The following is a 20,969-nucleotide window of genomic DNA, read 5'->3' as shown; positions in this document are numbered from 1 at the left end:
ATTCTTCTGCGTGCTTCCAGCCAGAGGGGAGAGAGAAATTGAAGGAAGTCAAAGTTCTTGCGGCAACAGGGTTGTTGGGGACGGGGTTTTTGGAAGCGTCTTTTGAGCGAGCGATGAAATTAAAGCCTGACGTTATCGGCTGTGATGCGGGATCGACGGATCCAGGTCCGTATTATTTGGGTGCCGGAATCCCGATGTCGTCGAGAGAAGCGGTGAAACGAGATTTGCGCATCATGATTAGCGGAGGCATCAAGTACGGGATTCCTGTTTTGGTCGGTTCTGCCGGAACCGCCGGCGGACGTCCTCATGTCGATTGGACCGTTGAAATCGTTGAAGAAATCGCGACAGAGGATGATCTTCATTTTAAATTGGCGGTCATTCAGTCGGAAATTGAGAAGGAAACGTTTGCTGATTATTGGAAGAATGGAAAAGTGAAGGATTTGCAACCGGCGCCTGAAATCACTGAAAAATCCATCGATTCATTGGAACGCATTGTTGGTTTAATGGGTCCCGAGCCTTATATTCACGCTTTGAAGGAAGGGGCACAGGTGGTGATCGCGGGACGTTCGAGCGACATCTCGATTTATACGGCGGTTCCGATCATGAAAGGCATTGGTGAAGGACCGGCTTGGCATGCAGCGAAAGTTTTGGAGTGCGGCACAGGCAGTGTCGAGCATCGCTTGTATCCGGATTGTTTAATGGCATGGGTCAGGGAAGATTCGTTTCGCGTCGAACCAATGAGCCCGGAAATGCGTTGCACGCCGGTAAGTGTTGTCTCGCATACGCTGTATGAAAACAGCAACCCGTTTCAATTAGTCGAACCGTCCGGCGTTTTGGATACGTCGGCTTCGACTTATCATGAAGATGGAGATCGCGGAGTAAGGGTGAAAAACAGCAAGTTCCATCATGCTCAAGCGTACACGGTTCGTGTTGAAGGCGTTGAAAAAGCCGGATATCGCCAAATCGCCGTCGGTGGCATTCGGGATCCTATTGTATTAAAGCAATTGGATTCTTTTTTATATGGTGTGGAGGCAAGCATCAAAAAGAAAGTCAAGGCGAGTCTCGGGCTCGATTCATCTCGGTATCAATTGCATTTTCGTATTTATGGAAAATCGGGTTCGATGGGCGTACTTGAGCCAATCGCGCGATTGGAAGGGCATGAAGCAGGCATCGTAATGGAGGTACTGGCGGAAACCGAGGAACTGGCACATTCCATTATGGCGATTGTGTGGCATACGGCTCTCCATCACCCCGTCAAGGAATGGTCGGGATTGGCAAGTCAGATTGCTTTTCCTTATTCGCCGCCGAACATTGCGTTAGGGGTTTGCTATCGGTTTAGCTTGAATCATGTCATTGAACTGGATGATCCATTGGAACTCGTGTCGTTTACTTATCGGATGACATAAATGATTCGGAGGCGAAAGGCAATGAAGCTGTACGAATTGACGAAGTTGATACGCGCGAAAAACGCGGGGCCGTTTTTTTTAACGATTGATGTGGTATTTTCCGACCGAAAGGCTTTTGAACATGTAAAACAAACCGGAATTTTGGATGAATCGCTCATCGCGAGTCTTTATCACCTCAACGAATCAGACGTGCAATGTTTCGAATGTGACGAAGCCATGGCCCTTAAATTTTCGTTTCCGCGACCCGTTTCTTCAGGTGATTTTATGGATCCAGACGTTTTTGGCGGACAGCAGCATGCCCCGCTTGTAAATCTCGACATCCCGGGGTAAGTTTCGCAACTGGTGCAGATGAAGGTCACCAAGGAAAGTTCTCCCGGTGTACGGATCGTATGTACGAAAACATGCATTTTGATTTGGGGAGGACATTAAATTGAACTATAATATTCCTTACGGAAAACGACAGTTGACTTTTGAACTCGACGTTGACATCGAGTGTTTGATGACGCAAAAAACTTCAGTACCTACAGAAAAAAGGGAACTTGTGAAAAAAGCAATGAAGAATCCGATCGGATCGGCGAAGCTCATCGATCTTGCACGAGGAAAAACAAACGCCGTCATTGTCATTAATGACATTACGCGTCCTTCACCTTCGCAATTGTTCGTGGAAGAAATCAGCCGGGAATTAAATGAAGCCGGGATTCCTGATTCGAAAATCACATTATTAGTCGCGACGGGAAATCACCGGGCAAACACTAAAGAGGAATTGCTCGGGATGATCGGTCGAGAAGCTTACGATCGTTTCACGGTAATCAATCATGATGCTTCCGACGCCAACCAATTGGTTGACTTAGGTGAAACGACACGCGGTTTGCCGGTGATCGTGAATCGCATCGTCGTTGAAAGCGACTTGACGATTCTTACGGGTATCATTACCCCTCATCAATCTGCAGGTTTCAGCGGCGGGCGAAAAAGCATCGTTCCAGGGGTCGCCGGCTTGAAGAGTTTGGAGATGCATCATTCTTTCCCGATTCGCCCGGAATACCCTGTCATGGGATTGATGGAGAAAAATACATTTCATGAAGAAGCGGTGGAAGCGGCAAGAAAAGTCGGGGTTGATTTTATCGTGAATGTCGTAAAAAACAGCGATGGAGCGATCGTATCGGTCGTTGCGGGCGATTTGGTCGAAGCTCATGCAAAAGGCGTGGAAGTGTGCAAAGAAGTTTGGGCGGTGAAGGTAAAGGAAAAGTTTGATGTAACGATTGTTTCTCCGGGCGGATATCCGAAAGACTTTGACATGCATCAGGCGCAAAAAGCGCTTGCCACCGCTGAGATGGTAACGAAACCCGGCGGTTCAATTATTCTTGTCGCAGAATGCGCGGACGGAGCAGGCAAGTTCGCACAGCTGCTTGTCGATGCTCGTGATCCCCAGGAAGTGATTGATTATTTCAAGTCGGCCGGCTTTAACAGCAAAAACCATTCGTCGAAAGCGTTCATGTATGCTAGGGTGTTGCAAAAGCATGACATCTATTTTGTAACAGATCAAATGGCCCCGGTAGAATTGAAGAAAATGTTTTTCATTCCGTCGTCAACCATTGAAAGCGCCTATCACAATGCGGCTGCCAAGTGCGGAAGACAGCCGAAAACGGCGCTCATTCCTTATGCAGTAGACTGTCTCGTCCAACTGAATGAATGAACCATTTTATTCCCGAAGAGAACAAACTTAGCCTTTGTTTTTTTCGGGATTTTTAGTATAGTTAAAGATATCTAAATTGTGTATTGGATACAATCGACAGCCGAACGAAGATTTTACTTAAAAGGTGAAACTGAAAAGGAGCACTGAGTGCACACATGAGTGATATTGCCCGACAGACAAAAAAGAACAAGGAAACAATCAACATCGGGAAGGCTGTTTTTTATCAGAAGTCCTTATTCGGTATCTTTGGATCGATGGCGGTGTTTGCCGCGGTGCTCTTTTGTTTGCCTGAATCGTTTCACGGCGCACCCGCCAAAATGCTTGCGATTGTCGCTGGTGCCGTCATGTTATGGATTACCGAAGCCATTTCGATTGAGTTGACAGCCGTTATGACGCTGGTTGCCATGCTATTGTTGCAACCGGTCCCCACGGATGTCGTCTACAGTGGATTTTCGTCATCGGCAATCTTTCTAATCATCGGCGGCATGATGATGGCGAGAGCTGTGAACGAAACGAGACTCGCAAAACGAATCACCTACTTTATTTTGGCGAGATGGGGAGGGAACGCGAAAGGTTTGCTGGCGAGCATCTTGATCATTCCGCAAGTGCAAGCTTTTTTTATACCGGCCGTTGCCGTGCGAACCACCCTTTTATTGCCAATCACAATGAACGTCCTTGATACGATCGGCGCAAAGCAAAACAGTCGATTAAGAAAGTTAATCTTACTTGGGGTTGCATTTGGAAGCACTGTGAGCGGTACGGCGGTAATGACTGCAGCAATCAGCAATATTTTGACGGTTGAAATGCTCGAAGACTTTGCTCACATCGAAATCAGTTACTTTCAATGGTTTTTATATGCGTTGCCGTTATGGTTAATCATGATTCCGGGTATTTGGATCGTACTTTTAAAATGTTTTCCTTTGGAGAAGCGCGAACAATCTTTCCCACAAGTAAAAGCTGAAATCCAACAGAGATTGAAAGCGTTCGGTTCTTTGGATGCTTCTGAGATTAAATGTCTTATCGTTCTCGGACTGATCGTTTCTCTATGGATGACGGAACCGCTTCACGGCCTGGATCCGAGCATTCCTGCCTTAATCGGTTTGACATTGATGACTTTGCCGGGTATCGGATGTGCCAAATGGTCGAATGCTGTCAAAATTAATTTCAATACGATCCTCATCCTCGGTACAACGCTCTCTATGGGATATGCTTTTAACGCGTCAGGTGCGGCGCATAAAATCGGGGAGGTGCTCGCGGGAAACGATTGGGTGCTGACTGTCATGCATAACCCGGTTGCGGCCGTGATCGTCGTTATTATTGCAACGCAATTGATTCATTTAATTATGTCCAATGTATCAACGGCCGTCGTCACGTTGATTCCGGTTTATCTCGGTTTGGCAGCGACTGCCGGCGTCGATCCGCTTTATTTATGTTTTGCCGCTGCATTAACGTGTTTGCATGGGTATATCCTTGTTGTAGAATCGATGCCGAATATTATGATTCACGGAACGGGACAAATTTCCCAACGTGCTTTTTTCATTCCCGGACTTTTTGCAACTTTGTTAATGATGGCAGTCACGGTCGTCATTGCATTGACCTGGTGGAAATGGCTTGGCCTTGTTTCCTTTTGATTCTTTGGGAAGGATTTCTTTCATCTATTGGTGAATTCATACTTAAAATACGTTTGGAGGGGTTGAAATGAAAGCTGTTGTCGTTTCATCATACGGCGGACCGGAAGTACTTAATTATGAAGAAGTGGCGATGCCGACTCCGAAAGCCGATCAAGTGCTCATACGCGTTGGCGGGGCGGCTGTTAATTTTGCCGATCTTAAGGCGCGTTACGGCAATTACCATCGCGGGAAACAACCGCCTTACATTCCTGGAGTCGATGTTGCCGGAACGGTAGAGGCGGTCGGCAGCAAGGTAACGGCATTTCGGGAAGGCCAACGTGTGATTGCTTTTCCGACAACGACCGGGTCTTATGCTGAATTTACGGTGGCGAATGAAAATTTAACATTTGCTTTGCCTGATGGTGTGCCGTTTGATGCCGCAGCGGCTTGTCCGATCGTTGCGTTCACTTCTTACCATTTGCTTTCGCAAGTCGGCCGGGTACAGCCAGGCGAATCGGTTCTCATTCATGCGGCATCCGGCGGTGTGGGAACAACAGCCATTCAAATCGCCAAAATTCTCGGTGCACGACTTGTGATCGGTACAGTCGGAAGCGAGGAAAAGAAAGAAACGGCGAAACTTGCCGGAGCAGATATTGTGATCAATTACCGAGAAGAGGACTTTGTTGAACGCGTTCGAGAAGTTACAAATGGTACCGGAGCAGACGTCATTTTAGATTCAGTGGCTGGGGACACCGGAGAGAAAAGTTTGCATTGCCTGGCGATGTACGGCAGACTTGTGAACTTTGGAAATGCTTCAGGCAAACCTGCGCAATATCAGACAGATGACTTATATCCCACCTGTCGTGCGATCCTTGGATTTAGTCTAGGCACGACACGGAAACAGCGGCCGGAGTTGTTGCGGCCGACAGCTGAAAAAGTTTTGACATGGATCAAAGACGGCCGTTTAAAAATGATGATCGGTCGAAAATATGCGTTGTCGGATGCGAAGGCTGCTCATAAATGGATGGAAAGCCGCAAGAACACCGGCAAAGTAATACTCGTTCCGTAACCAAACAGTGATAGGCGCTGACCAATCTAATTCGATTCATCGCAGTGACGAAGCGTATGCTGTCGACAGCCGACAATGGGAAGGTGAATATATGGGAAACTTCAAGCTGCAACGGGTCCAACCTTATTACGAGCAAATTTACGAGAGACCTTGAAGGCGTTTATCTTCCAAGGTTCGTATGAACCGGGGGATCGCATTTATGAAGCGAAAATCGCCAAGGAGTTCAATGTAAGCAGAAGTCCTGTGCGGGAAGCGGTACGCGCGCTTGTCAAAGAAGGGTTGCTCGTTGTTAATGATAAGTCGCAGTTGGAAGTGTACCGGCCGACATTGACTGATGTCGAAGACATCTATCAATGCCGCGCATTTTTGGAATCTCTCGCGGTCCAGTTGACCGCCGAAAGAGCGCCGGATCATCAGCTCGAACAACTTGAACAATTGCTGAAAAAGACGGAGGAAATGTTTGAGAATCCGTTCGTTGATAAAAACGAATGGGTTTCCTCGAATGAAGCCTTTCATGATCATATTATCGCATTCAGCATGAATGAGCGTCTGCAAAAATTGCTCGGCGAATTGCGTTCTTTGACGCATTTTTACCGGGTGATCAATTTTGAAGGCGAAAATCGAAAAGAAACGATCTTTGCCGAGCATAAGGAGATTTTCCGCTATTTGAAACAGCGCGACGGGCAAACCGCCTCGCGGCTTATGCAAGAACATACGGCACACGATCTTTCTCATTTAAAACAACTATTAAGCAAAAAAGGAGAATGAGGATGAAAAAATTTGACATCGCCGTGATTCCCGGAGACGGAATTGGAAAAGAAGTCGTGCCTGAGGCACTTAAAGTGTTGGACGCGATTTCGGAAGTACATGGGGGACTATCTTTTCAGTACACAGAGTTTCCGTGGAGCTGCGAGTATTATGCGGAACACGGGGAAATGATGCCGAAAGACGGGATTGACACGCTTTCCAGTTTCGACGGCATATTCCTTGGTGCTGTTGGTGATCCATGCATCGTTCCGGATCACATTTCCTTATGGGGATTGCTTATTAACATACGCCGTTCCTTCGAACAATCGATCAACATTCGTCCGGCGAAATTCATGAGTGGTTTGCGTTCACCGCTTGTCAATCCGAACGATTTTGATTTAATTGTCGTCAGGGAGAACAGTGAAGGCGAATACAGCGAGGTTGGCGGACGCATCCATCGCGGGGAAGATGAATTGGCGGTGCAAAATGCAATCTTCACGCGCAAAGCATCGGAAAGAGCGATTCGTTATGCTTTCGAATTGGCGAAGGAAAGAAGGGGGCATGTGACGAGCGCAACGAAGTCGAACGGAATCGTTCATTCAATGCCATTCTGGGATGAAGTGTTCAAAGACGTTAAAGGAGATTATCCGGATGTGGAAACCGCTTCCTACCACATTGATGCACTCGCCGCATTTTTCGTTACCCGCCCGCAAGTTTTCGACGTGATCGTTGCCAGCAATTTGTTCGGTGACATTTTGACGGATATCGGCGGCGCGATCATGGGCAGCATTGGCATTGCTCCAGCTGCCAACATTAATGTGAACGGAAAGTATCCTTCGATGTTTGAACCGGTGCACGGTTCGGCGCCTGACATTTACGGGCAAGGCATCGCTAATCCGATTGGGCAAATTTGGACGGCGAAAATGATGCTTGATCATTTTGGCGAAGCGGAATTAGGAAACCACTTGCTCAACGTTATTGAACAAGTGTTGGAAAAAGGCGTCAAGACGAAGGACATCGGCGGGAATGCAACGACAAAAGAGGTTACACAAGCCATTTGCGAAGAAATCAAGGCGCTTTAAGGGTGCCGCGCTGTCCGGCCCTCAAAATGGGCCGGGTTTTTCCTAGATAAGAGAATAGGAGACGCCAGACGCATGACAGTCATTTGGACGATTTTTACAACGGTCATTTTGCCTTTATTTATTCTCGTTGCGGTAGGGGTTTTGTTGCATCGTCTTTTCGATTTGGACAACCGCACGTTGTCGAAACTGAATTTGTATTACCTCGTGCCGGCGTTGATTTTTGCCAAAGTGTACGAAGCGGAGCTTTCCGCTGACTTGTTTCTTCATGTCATTGCCTTTTTGCTTTTGCAATTTGTTGCGCTGCTGCTCGTATCCCAAGCGTTCGGAAGGATTTTTCATTACGACAAACCGTTTCTGGCCAGCTTTACGAACAGCATTGTTTTGACGAACAATGGGAATTTCGGCATCCCGGTCAATCAGCTCGCCTTTCGCAACGATCCGTATGCGCTTGCGGTGCAGATCGTCGTGTTAGCCTTTCAAAATTTTTTAACTTTTACGTTTGGCTTATTCAACGCCGGCGTGTCGAGTAAAGGATTGAAAGAGGGGATCGCTGAATTTTTTAAAATTCCAATCTTCTATGCGCTTGTTATCGGTGTGGCGTTCAATGTTACCCATGTCCAACTACCGAATTATGTATGGGAACCGATTTCTCAAGCGGCTGACGGCTTTATCGCGCTTGCGCTCGTTACGCTCGGCGTTCAAGTGGCAACGTTGCGGTTCAAGAAACATTTGTTGCCGATCGCCTTCAGCAGTTTCATTCGTCTCATCGTCGGTCCCGCCTTCGGTTTATTGTTTATTTTTGTTCTCGGATTGGACGGGCTGATGGCGAAAGCGCTGCTGATTGCTGCGGCATTACCGACTTCAAGAAACAGTGCAATCCTTGCGTTGGAATACGGAAATGAATCTGAATATGCGGCACAGGCGGTCATCGTATCAACTTTGTGCAGCGGTGTTACGATTACACTCGTTATATACGTTGCGAATTTGCTCTTTTGATCGATCCGAAATAGGTTTGGAGGTTATGAGTGTGAACAGCAAACGATGGAGCGTTGGCATCTTTCTGTTTGACGATGTGGAAGTGTTGGATTTTGCCGGGCCGTTTGAAGTTTTCTCGATTACGACGTGGAATGACGGAAGCCAACCTTTTCTCGTTGAGACCGTATCGGAAAAAGGAAACCTCATACGCGCGCGGAACGGATTGAAAGTCCAGCCGGATTACAGTTTTGCATCGATGCCGTCCTTCGATGTGTTGGTCATTCCCGGAGGATATGGTGCAAGAGAACGAGAAATAAACAATCCGATTGTGATCCAGTGGATTTCTAAGCAAATGCAATCAGTGCAAATCATGGCTTCAGTATGCACGGGGGCGCTGCTGTTGGCGAAAGCCGGGTTGCTTGACGGGAGAAAGGCAACGACTCACTGGGCGAGTCTTGATCGGTTGGAAACCGAATTTCCGAGCGTTTTGGTACAAAGAGACGTGAAGTTCGTGGACGAAGGTTCGATCATCACATCGGGAGGCATCTCAGCCGGTATCCATATGTCGTTTCATCTCGTAAAAAAATGGCTTGGGGAGGAGGCGGCGCGGCGAACTGCTAAACGCATGGCGTTCGATATTGTCATTTAACTTGAAATAACCCCTGTCGGATGACTCCAACAGGGGTTTGGTTTATTATTTTCCAGCTGCTGCTTTTGCTGCGTCGATGACGTCTTGCCCAATTTCATCGGCGAACTGTTCGTAAATCGGTTGAAGTGCGTCTTGGAAGGCTTGACGCTCCTCGTCGGTCAACTCGTGAATTTCGATCTTGCCGCGCTCTTGCAAGTTTTTCAAGCCTTGAGCGTTCAATTCTTCCGCGGAAGATCGGGCGACTTTCGTGCCTTCATCAATACCGCCTTGGATGACTTCTTTCGTTGCGTCATTCAAGCTGCTCCAGAACTTCGTGTTTGTAAACAAAGCGTAGTCGACGCGGGCTGCCCCCCAGTTCGTCGTCATATACTTTTGTACGTCGTCGAGTTTCTTCGTGTCGATGTTGCTAAACGTGTTGACTTCACCGTCTACCGTGCCTTGCTGCAACGCCGTGTATAGCTCGGAGAACGGAATCGTCGTGGCGCCGGCGCCGAGATTCTCAAAGATGGCAGCGAGTACTTGGCCGCCTTGTACACGAAGCTTCATCCCCTTCAAGTCGTCAGGCTTCGTCACCGGATGCTTCGAGTTCGTCAATTGTTTCGGTCCGTTCGGCCACATTTTCAAACCGATGATGCCTTGGTCTTCCAAGCTGTGCAACACTTCTTGGCCTTTTTCACCGTCCCAGAATTTATACGCTTCTTCGTTGTTCGCGAACAAGAACGGAAGCGAAGGTACGTTAAATGCCGGGTTTTTGCCAACCATTTTCGAAAGGTCAGGAATAATAAACTGAACGTTGTTGGCAATCAAGTTCTCAACTTCGTCTTTATCACCAAAAAGCGAGCTGTTCGGATACACTTGAACTTTGATCTTGCCGTCGGAATGCTCTTCGATATACTTCGCCATCGCTTCTGCGCCTTTGTTTTTCGGCGTGTTTTCCGCGACTACGTGCGAGATTTTGATCGTCATCTCTTGGATGCCCTCGCCTCCGGAAGATGATCCATCGCCCGATCCTTTATCCCCTGAAGAACTGTCCGAACCGCCTCCGCATGCAGCCAGGGCAAACATCATGATGACTGCTAAAACCAACGCAAAGCTTTTCTTGAAATGACTCATTCTCTTTCCCCCTTGTGCTTGAATAAAATTGGGTCTATTCCCTCTATCGTGAAAAAGAATCGGATCATGGATCCAATGAAATGGAAATGATGACAAGAGCAGCATAATGAAGATGGTGGCTGCACGTGTAAACCTTCCATCACAAAAGGAAATAATAGAGGATCATAGTGTTAGCGCTTTCATCTTTGGTGAGTCCTCAGCCTTTGCTCAATCCTTACGATCACCCCCTTAACAGGAATCGGTTTAGCGAGCTTGTGGATTCTGGATACAAGCGCCAGTATATATTTGAAAAAAGAATAGCAGACCCGTATAAAGTTGTCAATATGAAAAAAATAAAATCAAATACTAATTTTCTATTTATTTTTCGGATGTGATTTAGTATAGTTAAAGGCATAAAAATGAAGATTGTCAACTGGATACAATCTTCAAAGTGATTATTGAAGGGGGTACGGTATCTTTGAAAGCGCTTAAATGGTTGGAGAAAGTTGAAGAATATGCGGCATTCGTCTTTTTCAGCGCTGCGATCCTTGTCAGTTTGTATGGAGTTGCTATGCGCTACGTGTTCAACAATCCGCAGTTCGGGCTTCTAGAAATCGTCGAAATTCTTATGCCCTGGGCAATTTTTATCGGATTTGGACGCGCTTTGAAGGAAAACCACCATATTGCCGTCGACGTCGTATATGATATGTTTCCGTTCAATGTAAAAAGAGTTGTTGCGGTCATCGCAAATTTGTGTGGAGCGTTTTACAGCTTCTTTCTTTCAGTCACCGGGATGCAGATGCTGCTCATCGCCAAGGAAAACGCATTTGTTTCCACTGCGCTGAAGATTCCGCTTTGGATCCCTTACATCGTATTGCCCATTTCCATGTTCTTGCTCGGCATTTATTTTCTTCTAAAAACGTACAAGGCAGTTATCGGCGACAAAGATGAAGTCGAAGGCGTGCTGCATCAAGAACATGACAGCTATGTTTCGGACAAGCAAGGGGGACAACTGTAATGAGTATTCCGGTCATGATTTTATTCGGTCTTTTCGTTCTGCTCTGTATTTTGCGTGTCCCGGTGGCGGTCAGTCTCGGATTGTCCAGTTTGATCGCTCTTCTTATGTCTGATTTCACGATGTATACCGTCATACAAAAAATGTTTTCCCAGTTAAGCTCCTTTACATTGATGGCGATCCCCGGCTTCGTTTTGACCGGCATCATCATGTCGAAGGGCGGCATATCTTATCATTTGATTGAAGCCTTGAAAGCTTGGGTCGGTCATATTCGCGGCGGTCTCGCCGTTGTAACCATCCTTGCCTGTATGATTTTCGCTGCGATTTCAGGATCGAGCCCGGCAACTGCTGCGGCGATTGGGAGCATTATGATTCCGGCGATGGTAAAAGCCGGTTACGGCAAACGATATTCGATGGGTCTCGTCGCTGCAGCGGGTACGCTTGGGATTTTGATTCCGCCTTCGATTCCGATGATCGTCTACGGCGTCGTGTCTGAGCAATCGATCACCGCACTATTTAAAGCTGGAATCGTTCCGGGGATCATTTTAACATTCGTCCTTGTCGTTTCAGCGATCGTATACGCCAATATGAAAAAATTCGGCGTTGTGCCGAAGCAAACATGGAAAGACCGCCGCCAAAAAACGTTGAAAGCGATTTGGGGACTGCTTCTTCCGGTGTTAATTCTTGGCAGCATTTACGGCGGGGTCGTGACGCCGAGTGAAGCGGCATTTCTCGCTTGTTTGTATGCGTTTCTCGTGTCGTTGTTCATTTATCGCGAGATGACATTTCAACGGTTGCGCGATATGTTGAACGAATCGATCAACATCACGGCGATGATTTATTTAATTATCGCGTCCGCTGTCATTTTCGGCATGTTCTTGACGATCGAACAAGTACCGCAAACGGTGGCGACGTTCATTAATGACAACACGTCGAACAAATGGGTGTTCTTAATCGCTGTTAACATTTTGTTCTTCATTCTTGGCATGTTCCTTGAACCGACGTCGATCACGTTGATTACGTTACCAATCTTCCTGCCGATTCTTGCCCTGTTTCACATCGATTTAATCTACTTCGCAGTCATCATGACGATCAACATGGAGCTCGGCATGATCACACCGCCGGTCGGCTTGAACTTGTTCGTCGTCAGCGGGGTGGCGAAAGAGAAGATTGGTGCTGTCGTTCGCGGCGTCGTTCCGTTTTTCTTTTTAATGGTGGCAGTGCTCATTCTTATAATCATCTTCCCGCAGTTGTCGCTCTGGCTTGCAAAATAAAGGAACCTCATTAGGCAATCGAATAGGAGGAGGGAAATGAAACCAGCAAGATCGTATTTGTTTGTGCCGGCGAAAAAGAGAAAAATGATGGAGAAAGCCGTTTCGACTGCGGCAGACTGCGTGATTTTCGATTTGGAGGATGCGGTCGCGTATTCGGAAAAAGAGGAAGCCAGAAGTCTCGTTCAAGAGCTGCTGCCGGTGCTTGCGGACCGCAAACCGATCTTCGTTCGCATGAATGATGTCTCCACTCCGTATTGGAGGGAAGATGTCGCCAGTTCCGTAAAAGGCGGGGCTCAGGGCATCGTCGTTCCGAAAGCAGAAAGGAAAGACGGCGTTCAGCAAGTGTGCGACTTCATTCGCGAAGTGGCGGAAAACGATGCACAAGCGAACTGCGAGGTGATCCCGCTCGTTGAATCCGCCAAAGGCGTGCAGTTTTGTTACGATATCGCGTCCGCCGATCCGCTCGTCAGCCGTATCGCATTCGGATCGATCGATTTTTCGTTCGATGTCGGATGCGAATTATCCGAAGGGGGGGAAGAACTGTTATTCGCCCGTTCAAGCATCGTGATTGCCTCGCGGGCCGCAGAAATCGGTCCGCCCATCGATGCGGTCTACCCAAACTTGCAAAATAACGAAGGTCTTCGCGATGAAACGAATGCTGCCAAGCGGCTCGGTTTTAAGGGAAAGCTTATTATCCATCCAAAGCAATTGGATACCGTTCATGAGGTGTTTTCACCGGGGGTGAATGAATTGCGCGAGGCGGAACAAATCGTTCAAGCATTTGAGGACGCCGAGCGGAAAGGTCTCGCTTCGATCAGCGTGAACGGTCGGCTCGTGGACTATCCCGTTTATAAGAAAGCAAAAGAAAGGCTCGACAGCTGAGCGTTCAGGAGTGAGAAGGACAAAGATGATCACGTCACAGTTAGTGAAACACGTAATCGAGACAAAAATGGAAAGGTTGCCGCCGGAGACGATTGCTGAGGCGAAAAGAAGTTTGCTCAATTGGGCAGGGGCAGCGATTGGTGCATCGAAGCATCCGTCGATGGAAAAAGTGTTGAAAGTTGCAACGCTCATCAACGGTGAAAAGCAGGCGACGGTGTTAGGGAGAAAAGAGCGGACGGATGTTTTGTTTGCGGCTCTGCTGAACGGGATGTCTTCTCATATCTTCGACTTCGATGATACGTTCCTTGATACGATCCTTCATCCGTCGGCTCCGGTGTTTCCGGCAATTCTTGCTTACGCTGAGCACTATCAAAAAAGCGGGAAAGACGTATTGGAAGCGTTTATCGTCGGCTGTGAGGTCGAACAGAGGCTCGCGCAAGCGCTTTATCCGTCTCATTACTGGCGCGGCTGGCACATCACAGGAACGGCCGGGACGATCGGGGCGGCAGCGGCGGTGGCGAAGCTGCAAGGATTAGATGAAGAACGGTTTACTTACGCGATCGGGTTGGCGGCGACGGAGCCGACAGGATTACGGGAAATGTTTGGAACGATGACAAAGCCGTACCATCCAGGGAAAGCGGCGATGAACGGTCTGATGGCGGCGCTGCTCGCCGAATCCGGATTTACGACCTCTAAACAACCGCTTGAGGCGCCGCGCGGCTATTATGCCGTGTTGACCGATGAGACGAAATTAGAGCGGTTGACGGACGGCTGGGGAGAATCTTGGGAGATTCTAAACAACAGCTACAAACCGTTTGCAAGCGGGGTTGTCACGCATCCATCCATCGATGCGGCGATCCAGCTTCAGCAAAACTACGATCTGAAAGCTGACGACGTCCAGTCGATTCACCTTTTGGCTCACCCGCTTGTAAAAGAATTAACTGGAAAAAAGCAGCCCGAGACCGGATTGGAAGGGAAGTTCAGTGTTTATCATTGCGTGGCTTGCGGATTTCTTGACGGCAAGGCCGGCGTGTCGCAGTTTACCGATGAACGTGTGAAAGATCGCGATATCGTGACGCTAAGAGATAAGGTCGAGGTAGACATTAGTGAGGCCATACACGAAGACCAAGTTCGCATTCAAGTGACGATGAAAAACGGAGACGTCCATGAAAGGTTTATCGAACATGCAATCGGGAGTGTGAATGCGCCGATGACGAACGCGCAGCTGGAACAGAAATTCGTCGATGTCACGGCAACGATCATCGATGAGAAACGGAAAGCTGCGCTGATCAAACTCATTGACGATTTTGATTCGTTGCATGACTTGAGTTCGTTTTTTCAATTATGTGTTCCTGGTGATGAGATGACGGGAGATGAAACCGATTGACGAAGGGCACACGGTGAGCTTCGAACGGCTGACAAGAAGAAATTTACTTGGGATGGGTCTTGCTTTTGCGGCATTTTTCGCTGTGCTGATCGGATTGCCCGCCCCGTTCGACGGTCCGGCGAGAGAAATGTTGGCGATCGTCTTTTTCGGCATTCTTTTATGGATCACAGAAGCGATTCCGATGGGGCTGACTTCAATATTTGTGCTTGTTTTGATGCTGCTCTTTCATCCCGTCTCGATGGAAGTCGTTTACAGCGGCTTTTCCTCTTCAGCCGTGTTTTTGATTATCGGAGGCATGATGCTCGCGAGAGCCGTTAATGACACGAGATTGGCTCGGCGGGTGACTTATCTTATTTTAGGAAAGTGGGGCGGTACAGCGAAAGGACTGCTTGCCAGCATATTGCTCATTCCGCAAATTCAAACGTTTTTTATCCCGGCGGGTGCTGTTCGAACAACCTTGCTGCTGCCGGTAGCTTTAAATGTGCTCGATACGATTGGGGCAAAACCTAACAGTCCGCTTAGAAAAATGATTTTGCTTGCGGTGGCTTTTGGTTCGACGGTCAGCGGAACAGCAGTCATGACCGCGGCGATCGGGAATATTTTAATGGTCGATATCGTCAATCGCATTCTTCACGTCAAGGTTACTTATTTTCAATGGTTTATATATGCGTTGCCGCTCTGGTTGCTTCTTATTCCCGGCATATGGTTCGTTTTATTAAACAGCTTTTCATTGAGTGCGGAAGAACGTAAATTTCCTCACGTAAAAATGGAAATTGAAAGCAAACTGAAAGACTATGGACCGTTGAATCGTGATGAAAAGAAGTGTTGCGGCATCCTCATTTTGATCGTGCTGCTCTGGGTGACGGAACCGCTCCACGGGTTGGATCCGAGCATCCCCGCATTGATCGGTGTGCTTTTGATGACCTTGCCGGGCATCGGCTGTTCTGACGGTTCACAAGTATTTAAAGTGAATTTCGGGACCGTCCTGCTGTTAGGGACAACGTTATCGATGGGCTATGCGTTGACGGAATCAGGGGCTGCGCGAGAAATCGGGGAATGGATCGCTGTTCCTTGGGTTTTGTCGCTGCTTCAGCATCCGATGTTAGCCGTTCCGTTTATTGTCATCGTAACGCAAATTGTCCATTTGTTTGTCGCGAACGTGGCCACTGCCGTTGTTGCGTTAATTCCGATTTACATTGGACTAGCTGCAGAAGCCGGGGTCGATCCGCTCTTTCTTTGCATTACCGCGGCGATTACATGCCTTCACGGTTACATCCTGGCGGTTGAAACGATGCCGAACGTCATTGTTTTCGATACGGGACAAGTGACCCAGAAAGATTTTTTCATACCCGGCCTTTATGCGACGCTGATGATGGCGGTTGCTATTGTCATCGTGGCGCTCACCTGGTGGAACTGGCTCGGATTGATTTAGAACAAAGACAGCTTAGTGAGAAAGTCCAGGCGAGAGAAAAATGGATAGCTTGTCTTTTCGGGGAGGAAAAGAGCAAATGAAAATCGTTGAAATTATAGAACGGGCCGTGCCGATTCAATCGAGCATTAGTAATGCGTATATCAATTTCAGCAAAATGACGGCGTCTGTCGTTGCTATCGTTACGGATGTGATTCGCGACGGAAAGCGAGTGATTGGCTATGGGTTCCATTCGAACGGACGGTATGCGCCGAGCGGGTTGCTGCATGAGCGCTTTATTCCGCGGCTGCTTGAAGCCGATGAAAAGGATCTATTGAATGAAGAAGGGACGAATTTCGATCCGCATCGCATATGGGATGTGTTGATGACCGGGGAAAAGCCCGGCGGTCACGGGGAAAGGTCCGTAGCCGTCGGTACCTTAGACATGGCTGTTTGGGATGCCGTCGCAAAAATTGAAAATCAACCGTTGTACCAACTGCTCGCCGAGCGGTATGGAGACGGAAAGGCTGATGAGAAAGTATTCGTATATGCTGCCGGCGGATACTACGAGCCAGGAAAAGGGTTGCGAGAACTTCAAGATGAAATGCGCGGCTACCTTGACATGGGTTATTCCGTTGTAAAGATGAAAATCGGCAACGGACTGGAAGAGGATTTGCGACGTATTGAAGCCGTGTTGGAAGTTGTCGGAGACGGCCGAAAATTGGCGGTTGACGTTAACGGCCGGTTTGAACTAGCTGAAGCCGTTGAATACGCCCGCAAGCTCGAACCTTACCATTTATTCTGGTACGAAGAAGCAGGTGATCCGTTGGATTATGCGTTGCAGGCAGAGCTGGCCAATCATTATAAAAACCCGATGGCAACTGGTGAGAATTTATTTTCGATGCAGGACGCACGAAATTTGATTCGTTACGGCGGCATGCGCAGAGATCGCGATTACTTGCAATTTGACTGCGCGTTAAGCTATGGGCTCGTCGAATACATGAGAATTTTGGACATGTTGAGAGAACATGATTGGTCACCGCGGCGCTGCATTCCGCACGGCGGGCATCAACTTTCATTGAATATTGCGGCAGGACTCGGTCTTGGCGGCAATGAATCGTACCCGGGTGTTTTCCAACCGTTTGGCGGGTTTGCTGATGACTATCCAGTTGAAAACGGCTATGTGCGCCTTCCTGATGTTCCTGGTGTAGGATTTGAGGCAAAAGCGAATTTGGCTGAACTGCTTCATTCGCTGGCTATATAAAAGTGTGAACAAGAGAGAAACCATTATAGAACGTGATTAATAACAGCCATGATCCGCTTTGAAGAATATAACCTCGGAACCATAATACTCGCAATAGGAACGGCCGAAAACACCACGGTTCAAAGTATGAATGTAGTTGTTCACTTTGGCGACAATCAAAATTGCGAAATCTTGCGAAATACCGTACTCGGTGAACGGTGGATGTAAGAAAAAATTATAGACATTTCATTTTGGATCCAGTATCCTAAAAATAAAATCTTGATCAAGAAAGGAGGTTGCACATGCTGCCTTTGGAAGGAATCACAGTGGTTTCGATTGAGCAAGCGGTGGCCGTTCCGTTTGCGACGCGGCAATTGGCCGATTTAGGGGCTCGCGTGATAAAAATTGAAAGGGTAGGCACCGGGGATTTTGCCCGTCATTACGACACAACGGTGAATGGCATGTCCAGCCATTTTGTTTGGTGTAATCGTTCGAAGGAATCGCTCGCTTTAAATTTAAAATCTGAGGCTTCCAAACAAATTCTTGATCAATTGCTTAGCGAAGCGGACGTGTTCGTGCAAAATTTGGCTCCCGGTGCCATCGAAAGAATGGGCTACGACAGTGAAAGGCTGAAGGGAAAATATCCGCAGCTCATTATTTGTAATTTGTCGGGTTACGGTTCAACAGGCCCGTATCGAGATAAAAAAGCCTACGATTTGCTCGTCCAATGTGAAGCGGGACTTGTTTCGGTAACAGGTACGGAAGAAGAACCTTCGAAAGCAGGGATTTCGGCCGCGGATATTGCGGCAGGCATGTACATGTACAGCGGCATTTTAACCGCGTTATTTACGAGGATGCGGACAGGGAAAGGGACGGTGCTTGAAGTTTCGATGCTGGAGGCGCTGGGAGAGTGGATGGGTTATCCGGCTTATTATGCAGCTTACGGCGGACAGGAACCGAAAAGAACAGGCGCCAGTCATTCGACAATATATCCGTACGGACCGTTCCAGTGCGGGGACGGAAAAACGGTGTTTATCGGTCTGCAAAATGAGCGCGAATGGGTTCGCTTTTGCGAGACGGTGCTTGAACAACCGCAACTAAAGGAAGATCCGCGCTTTGTAAGCAATGCCAACCGTTCAGAAAATCGAAAGGTGCTGAAGGCAATCATAGAAAACGAGTTTAGGAATCAGCGCGCAGACGAGATTATTGAACGTCTCGAGCAAGCGCAAATCGCCAATGCGCGCATGAATACGATGAAAGATTTCTTCGAGCATCCGCAATTAAAAGCTCGAAACCGCTGGGTAGAAGTCGGGTCTCCGAAAGGGCCGATTCGCGCCCTGCGGCCGCCGGTAACGGCGGAAGGCATTGACGTCGTGATGGGCGATATTCCGGACCTCGGGGAACATACGGAGAAAATTTTACACGAACTCGGGTTTACGGATGCTGACGTCAACCGTTTGCGCGATCAAGGAGTCATTTAATTTCTTATGGAACGGGGGAAGAACAGTGGCTGTGAAAAAAGGATGGAACGGCAGGTTTTTCGAGGATTTTGAGGTGGGGGATATTTACCCGCATCCGCTTGGAAGAACGGTGACACAAACGGATAACATTTGGTTCACATTGCTTACGCAAAACACGAATCCGATTCATTTCGATGAAGTTTATTCAGCCAATACGGAGTTTGGCAAGCCGTTGGTCGATTCAACCTTCACGCTTGCGCTCGTAACCGGGCAGTCGGTGACGGATCTTTCACAAAATGTGATGGCCAACCTCGGCTGGGACGAAATTCGGCTGCCGAACCCGGTATTTGAAGGGGATACGATCTACGCATATTCGGAAATCTTGGAAAAACGGGAATCGAAATCACGCCCAAACGTCGGGATTGTGAAGGCGAAAACGTTCGGCTATAACCAAGAGGGCAAAGTCGTCATTTCTTACAAGCGGACATTTATGGTTTACAAACGCGAGCATGCACCGGATTACTCGACGGACTTGCTGGATCAAGTGTTAGAAAGTCAAAAAGACGATTGAGATTCTTAAGCTCGGAGGGGTAAAAGATGGCCAATGTAGAAGAGCACGATTTGATCAGAAAAAGCATTCGCTCCTTGTGTGCCAAATTTCCTGAGTCGTACTGGAGCGAGCTCGATGAAAAGAAAGCTTACCCGGAAGCATTCATTCAAGCTTTAACCGATGAAGGCTGGCTTTCGGTGTTAATTCCGGAAGCGTACGGCGGGGCTGGACTTGGGATTACAGAAGCCGGCATTATTTTGGAAGAAATCAACCGCTCAGGCGGGAACGCCGGCGCCGGGCACGCGCAAATGTATACGATGGGTGCGATTTTGCGTCACGGCAGTGAGGAGCAAAAACAGCGCTGGCTGCCGGGGATTGCCTCTGGGGAAAAGCGGTTGCAAGCGTTCGGGATCACCGAACCGACGGCCGGAAGTGATACGACGAGTATTACGACGACCGCTGAACGGAAAGGAGACCGTTACATCGTCAACGGTCAAAAAATTTGGACGTCGCGCGCAGAGCATTCGGATTTGATGCTGTTGTTGGCGAGAACGACACCGAAGGATGAAGTGAAGAAAAAGACGGACGGCTTAAGCTTGTTTGTGCTTGATATGAAAGAGCAGGCAGCAAACATTGAAATTCGGCCGATCAACACGATGATCAATCATGCCACGACGGAAGTGTTTTTCGAAAACGCGGAGATTCCGGTTGAAAATTTAATCGGCGAAGAAGGCAAAGGCTTTAAATACGTGCTCGGCGGCATGAATGCTGAACGGATTTTGATCGCTTCAGAAAGTGTCGGGGACGGCCATTATTTCATTGATAAAGCCGTCAATTACGGCAGCGAGCGGGTCGTATTCAATCGCCCGATCGCGCAAAATCAAGGTGTGCAATTCCCGATTGCTGAAGCGTACATGGACATACAAGCCGCTGCGTTAATGAGGGATCAAGCGGCGGAAATGTTTGATGCCGGGGAAAACTGCGGGGCGGAAGCGAACATGGCGAAATATTTAACATCGGAAGCGGCGTGGAAAGCAGCGAACGCTGCGATGACGACGTATGGCGGGTATGGCTTTGCAACCGAATACAACATTGAACGGAAGTTCAAGGAAGCGCGCCTGTACATCGTTGCTCCGATTACGAACAACCTTGTGCTGAGCTATGTCGGACAGCACATTCTCGGCATGCCGCGGTCATTTTAATTGAGGGGGAATGGCTTTGTTAAGTGAAGCGTTAGCGCAGTATATCGTTGAAATGGAGTACGAACGGTTGCCGGGGGAAGTGGTCGCTTTCACAAAACTTTGCATTCTCGACTGGTACGGTTCGGCTTTAGCCGGCAAGGATCAGCCGCCTGTGCAAATGATTCGCGAAATGATTGAGGAAATGGGCGGGAATCCGCAAGCAACGCTCGTCACCGGCGGTAAAAC

The 20,969-nt window shown here is 48.2% G+C and carries 20 protein-coding genes; 19 read left to right on the top strand and 1 reads right to left on the bottom strand.

Going from position 1 to position 20,969, the window contains the following annotated elements:
- The first annotated feature begins 38 nt into the window (after positions 1–38).
- The 9 genes from VFK44_13490 (at position 39) to VFK44_13450 (ending at position 9,231) form a co-directional block, all read left to right on the top strand.
- Positions 39–1,406 (top strand): acyclic terpene utilization AtuA family protein, encoded by a 1,368-nt coding sequence (locus VFK44_13490; GenBank protein HET7629381.1) that lies wholly within the window; start codon positions 39–41, stop codon positions 1,404–1,406.
- A 21-nt stretch (positions 1,407–1,427) separates the two neighbouring features.
- Positions 1,428–1,736, top strand: coding sequence for a DUF4387 domain-containing protein (locus VFK44_13485; GenBank protein ID HET7629380.1), 309 nt, complete (start codon positions 1,428–1,430; stop codon positions 1,734–1,736).
- Between the two features lie 100 nt (positions 1,737–1,836).
- On the top strand, positions 1,837–3,099 hold the full coding sequence (larA, locus tag VFK44_13480; GenBank protein HET7629379.1) for a nickel-dependent lactate racemase: 1,263 nt from the start codon (positions 1,837–1,839) through the stop codon (positions 3,097–3,099).
- 155 nt (positions 3,100–3,254) lie between these two features.
- Entirely contained in the window at positions 3,255–4,730 is a 1,476-nt protein-coding gene (locus VFK44_13475) for a DASS family sodium-coupled anion symporter (protein HET7629378.1), read from the top strand.
- Between the two features lie 67 nt (positions 4,731–4,797).
- The gene (locus VFK44_13470; GenBank protein ID HET7629377.1) at positions 4,798–5,778 is read left to right on the top strand and encodes a quinone oxidoreductase; all 981 of its coding nucleotides are present in this window, start codon (positions 4,798–4,800) and stop codon (positions 5,776–5,778) included.
- 87 nt (positions 5,779–5,865) lie between these two features.
- Entirely contained in the window at positions 5,866–6,546 is a 681-nt protein-coding gene (locus VFK44_13465) for a GntR family transcriptional regulator (protein ID HET7629376.1), read from the top strand.
- Positions 6,547–6,548: 2 nt separating this feature from the next.
- Positions 6,549–7,607 (top strand): tartrate dehydrogenase, encoded by a 1,059-nt coding sequence (locus VFK44_13460; GenBank protein HET7629375.1) that lies wholly within the window; start codon positions 6,549–6,551, stop codon positions 7,605–7,607.
- 72 nt (positions 7,608–7,679) lie between these two features.
- Positions 7,680–8,603, top strand: coding sequence for an AEC family transporter (locus tag VFK44_13455; GenBank protein ID HET7629374.1), 924 nt, complete (start codon positions 7,680–7,682; stop codon positions 8,601–8,603).
- Between the two features lie 31 nt (positions 8,604–8,634).
- On the top strand, positions 8,635–9,231 hold the full coding sequence (locus VFK44_13450; protein ID HET7629373.1) for a DJ-1/PfpI family protein: 597 nt from the start codon (positions 8,635–8,637) through the stop codon (positions 9,229–9,231).
- Between the two features lie 45 nt (positions 9,232–9,276).
- Here VFK44_13450 and VFK44_13445 read toward each other — a convergent pair whose 3' ends face one another.
- On the bottom strand, positions 9,277–10,344 hold the full coding sequence (locus VFK44_13445) for a DctP family TRAP transporter solute-binding subunit (protein ID HET7629372.1): 1,068 nt from the start codon (positions 10,342–10,344) through the stop codon (positions 9,277–9,279).
- 457 nt (positions 10,345–10,801) lie between these two features.
- On the opposite strand from VFK44_13445, the gene VFK44_13440 reads away from it, so the two are divergent.
- From VFK44_13440 to VFK44_13395, 10 genes are all read left to right on the top strand, one after another.
- On the top strand, positions 10,802–11,341 hold the full coding sequence (locus VFK44_13440) for a TRAP transporter small permease (GenBank protein HET7629371.1): 540 nt from the start codon (positions 10,802–10,804) through the stop codon (positions 11,339–11,341).
- Positions 11,341–12,612 carry a TRAP transporter large permease subunit gene (locus VFK44_13435; protein HET7629370.1) on the top strand — a complete coding sequence of 424 codons (1,272 nt, stop codon included), beginning with the start codon at positions 11,341–11,343 and terminating at the stop codon, positions 12,610–12,612. The genes VFK44_13440 and VFK44_13435 overlap by 1 nt, the downstream gene beginning before the upstream one ends.
- A gap of 36 nt (positions 12,613–12,648) precedes the next feature.
- Positions 12,649–13,494: a CoA ester lyase gene (locus VFK44_13430; protein ID HET7629369.1), complete on the top strand. Its 846-nt coding sequence runs from the start codon at positions 12,649–12,651 to the stop codon at positions 13,492–13,494.
- A 25-nt stretch (positions 13,495–13,519) separates the two neighbouring features.
- A complete protein-coding gene (locus VFK44_13425) occupies positions 13,520–14,881 on the top strand; it encodes an MmgE/PrpD family protein (GenBank protein HET7629368.1) in 1,362 nt (453 codons plus the stop codon).
- Positions 14,868–16,313, top strand: coding sequence for a DASS family sodium-coupled anion symporter (locus VFK44_13420; GenBank protein ID HET7629367.1), 1,446 nt, complete (start codon positions 14,868–14,870; stop codon positions 16,311–16,313). The genes VFK44_13425 and VFK44_13420 overlap by 14 nt, the downstream gene beginning before the upstream one ends.
- A gap of 76 nt (positions 16,314–16,389) precedes the next feature.
- Complete coding sequence (locus VFK44_13415) at positions 16,390–17,553, top strand: mandelate racemase/muconate lactonizing enzyme family protein (protein HET7629366.1); 1,164 nt, start codon at positions 16,390–16,392, stop codon at positions 17,551–17,553.
- Positions 17,554–17,834: 281 nt separating this feature from the next.
- Positions 17,835–19,013: a CaiB/BaiF CoA-transferase family protein gene (locus VFK44_13410; protein ID HET7629365.1), complete on the top strand. Its 1,179-nt coding sequence runs from the start codon at positions 17,835–17,837 to the stop codon at positions 19,011–19,013.
- A gap of 25 nt (positions 19,014–19,038) precedes the next feature.
- On the top strand, positions 19,039–19,563 hold the full coding sequence (locus tag VFK44_13405) for a MaoC family dehydratase (GenBank protein ID HET7629364.1): 525 nt from the start codon (positions 19,039–19,041) through the stop codon (positions 19,561–19,563).
- Positions 19,564–19,589: 26 nt separating this feature from the next.
- On the top strand, positions 19,590–20,744 hold the full coding sequence (locus tag VFK44_13400; protein HET7629363.1) for an acyl-CoA dehydrogenase family protein: 1,155 nt from the start codon (positions 19,590–19,592) through the stop codon (positions 20,742–20,744).
- Positions 20,745–20,754: 10 nt separating this feature from the next.
- On the top strand, positions 20,755–20,969 hold a 215-nt coding region (locus tag VFK44_13395; GenBank protein ID HET7629362.1), incomplete at its 3' end, for an MmgE/PrpD family protein.

Source organism: Bacillales bacterium (assembly GCA_035700025.1).
GTDB lineage: Bacteria > Bacillota > Bacilli > Bacillales > DASSOY01 > DASSOY01.
The sequence above is the reverse complement of the archived record's forward strand: the minus strand, read 5'-3'. Positions and strand labels throughout refer to the sequence as shown.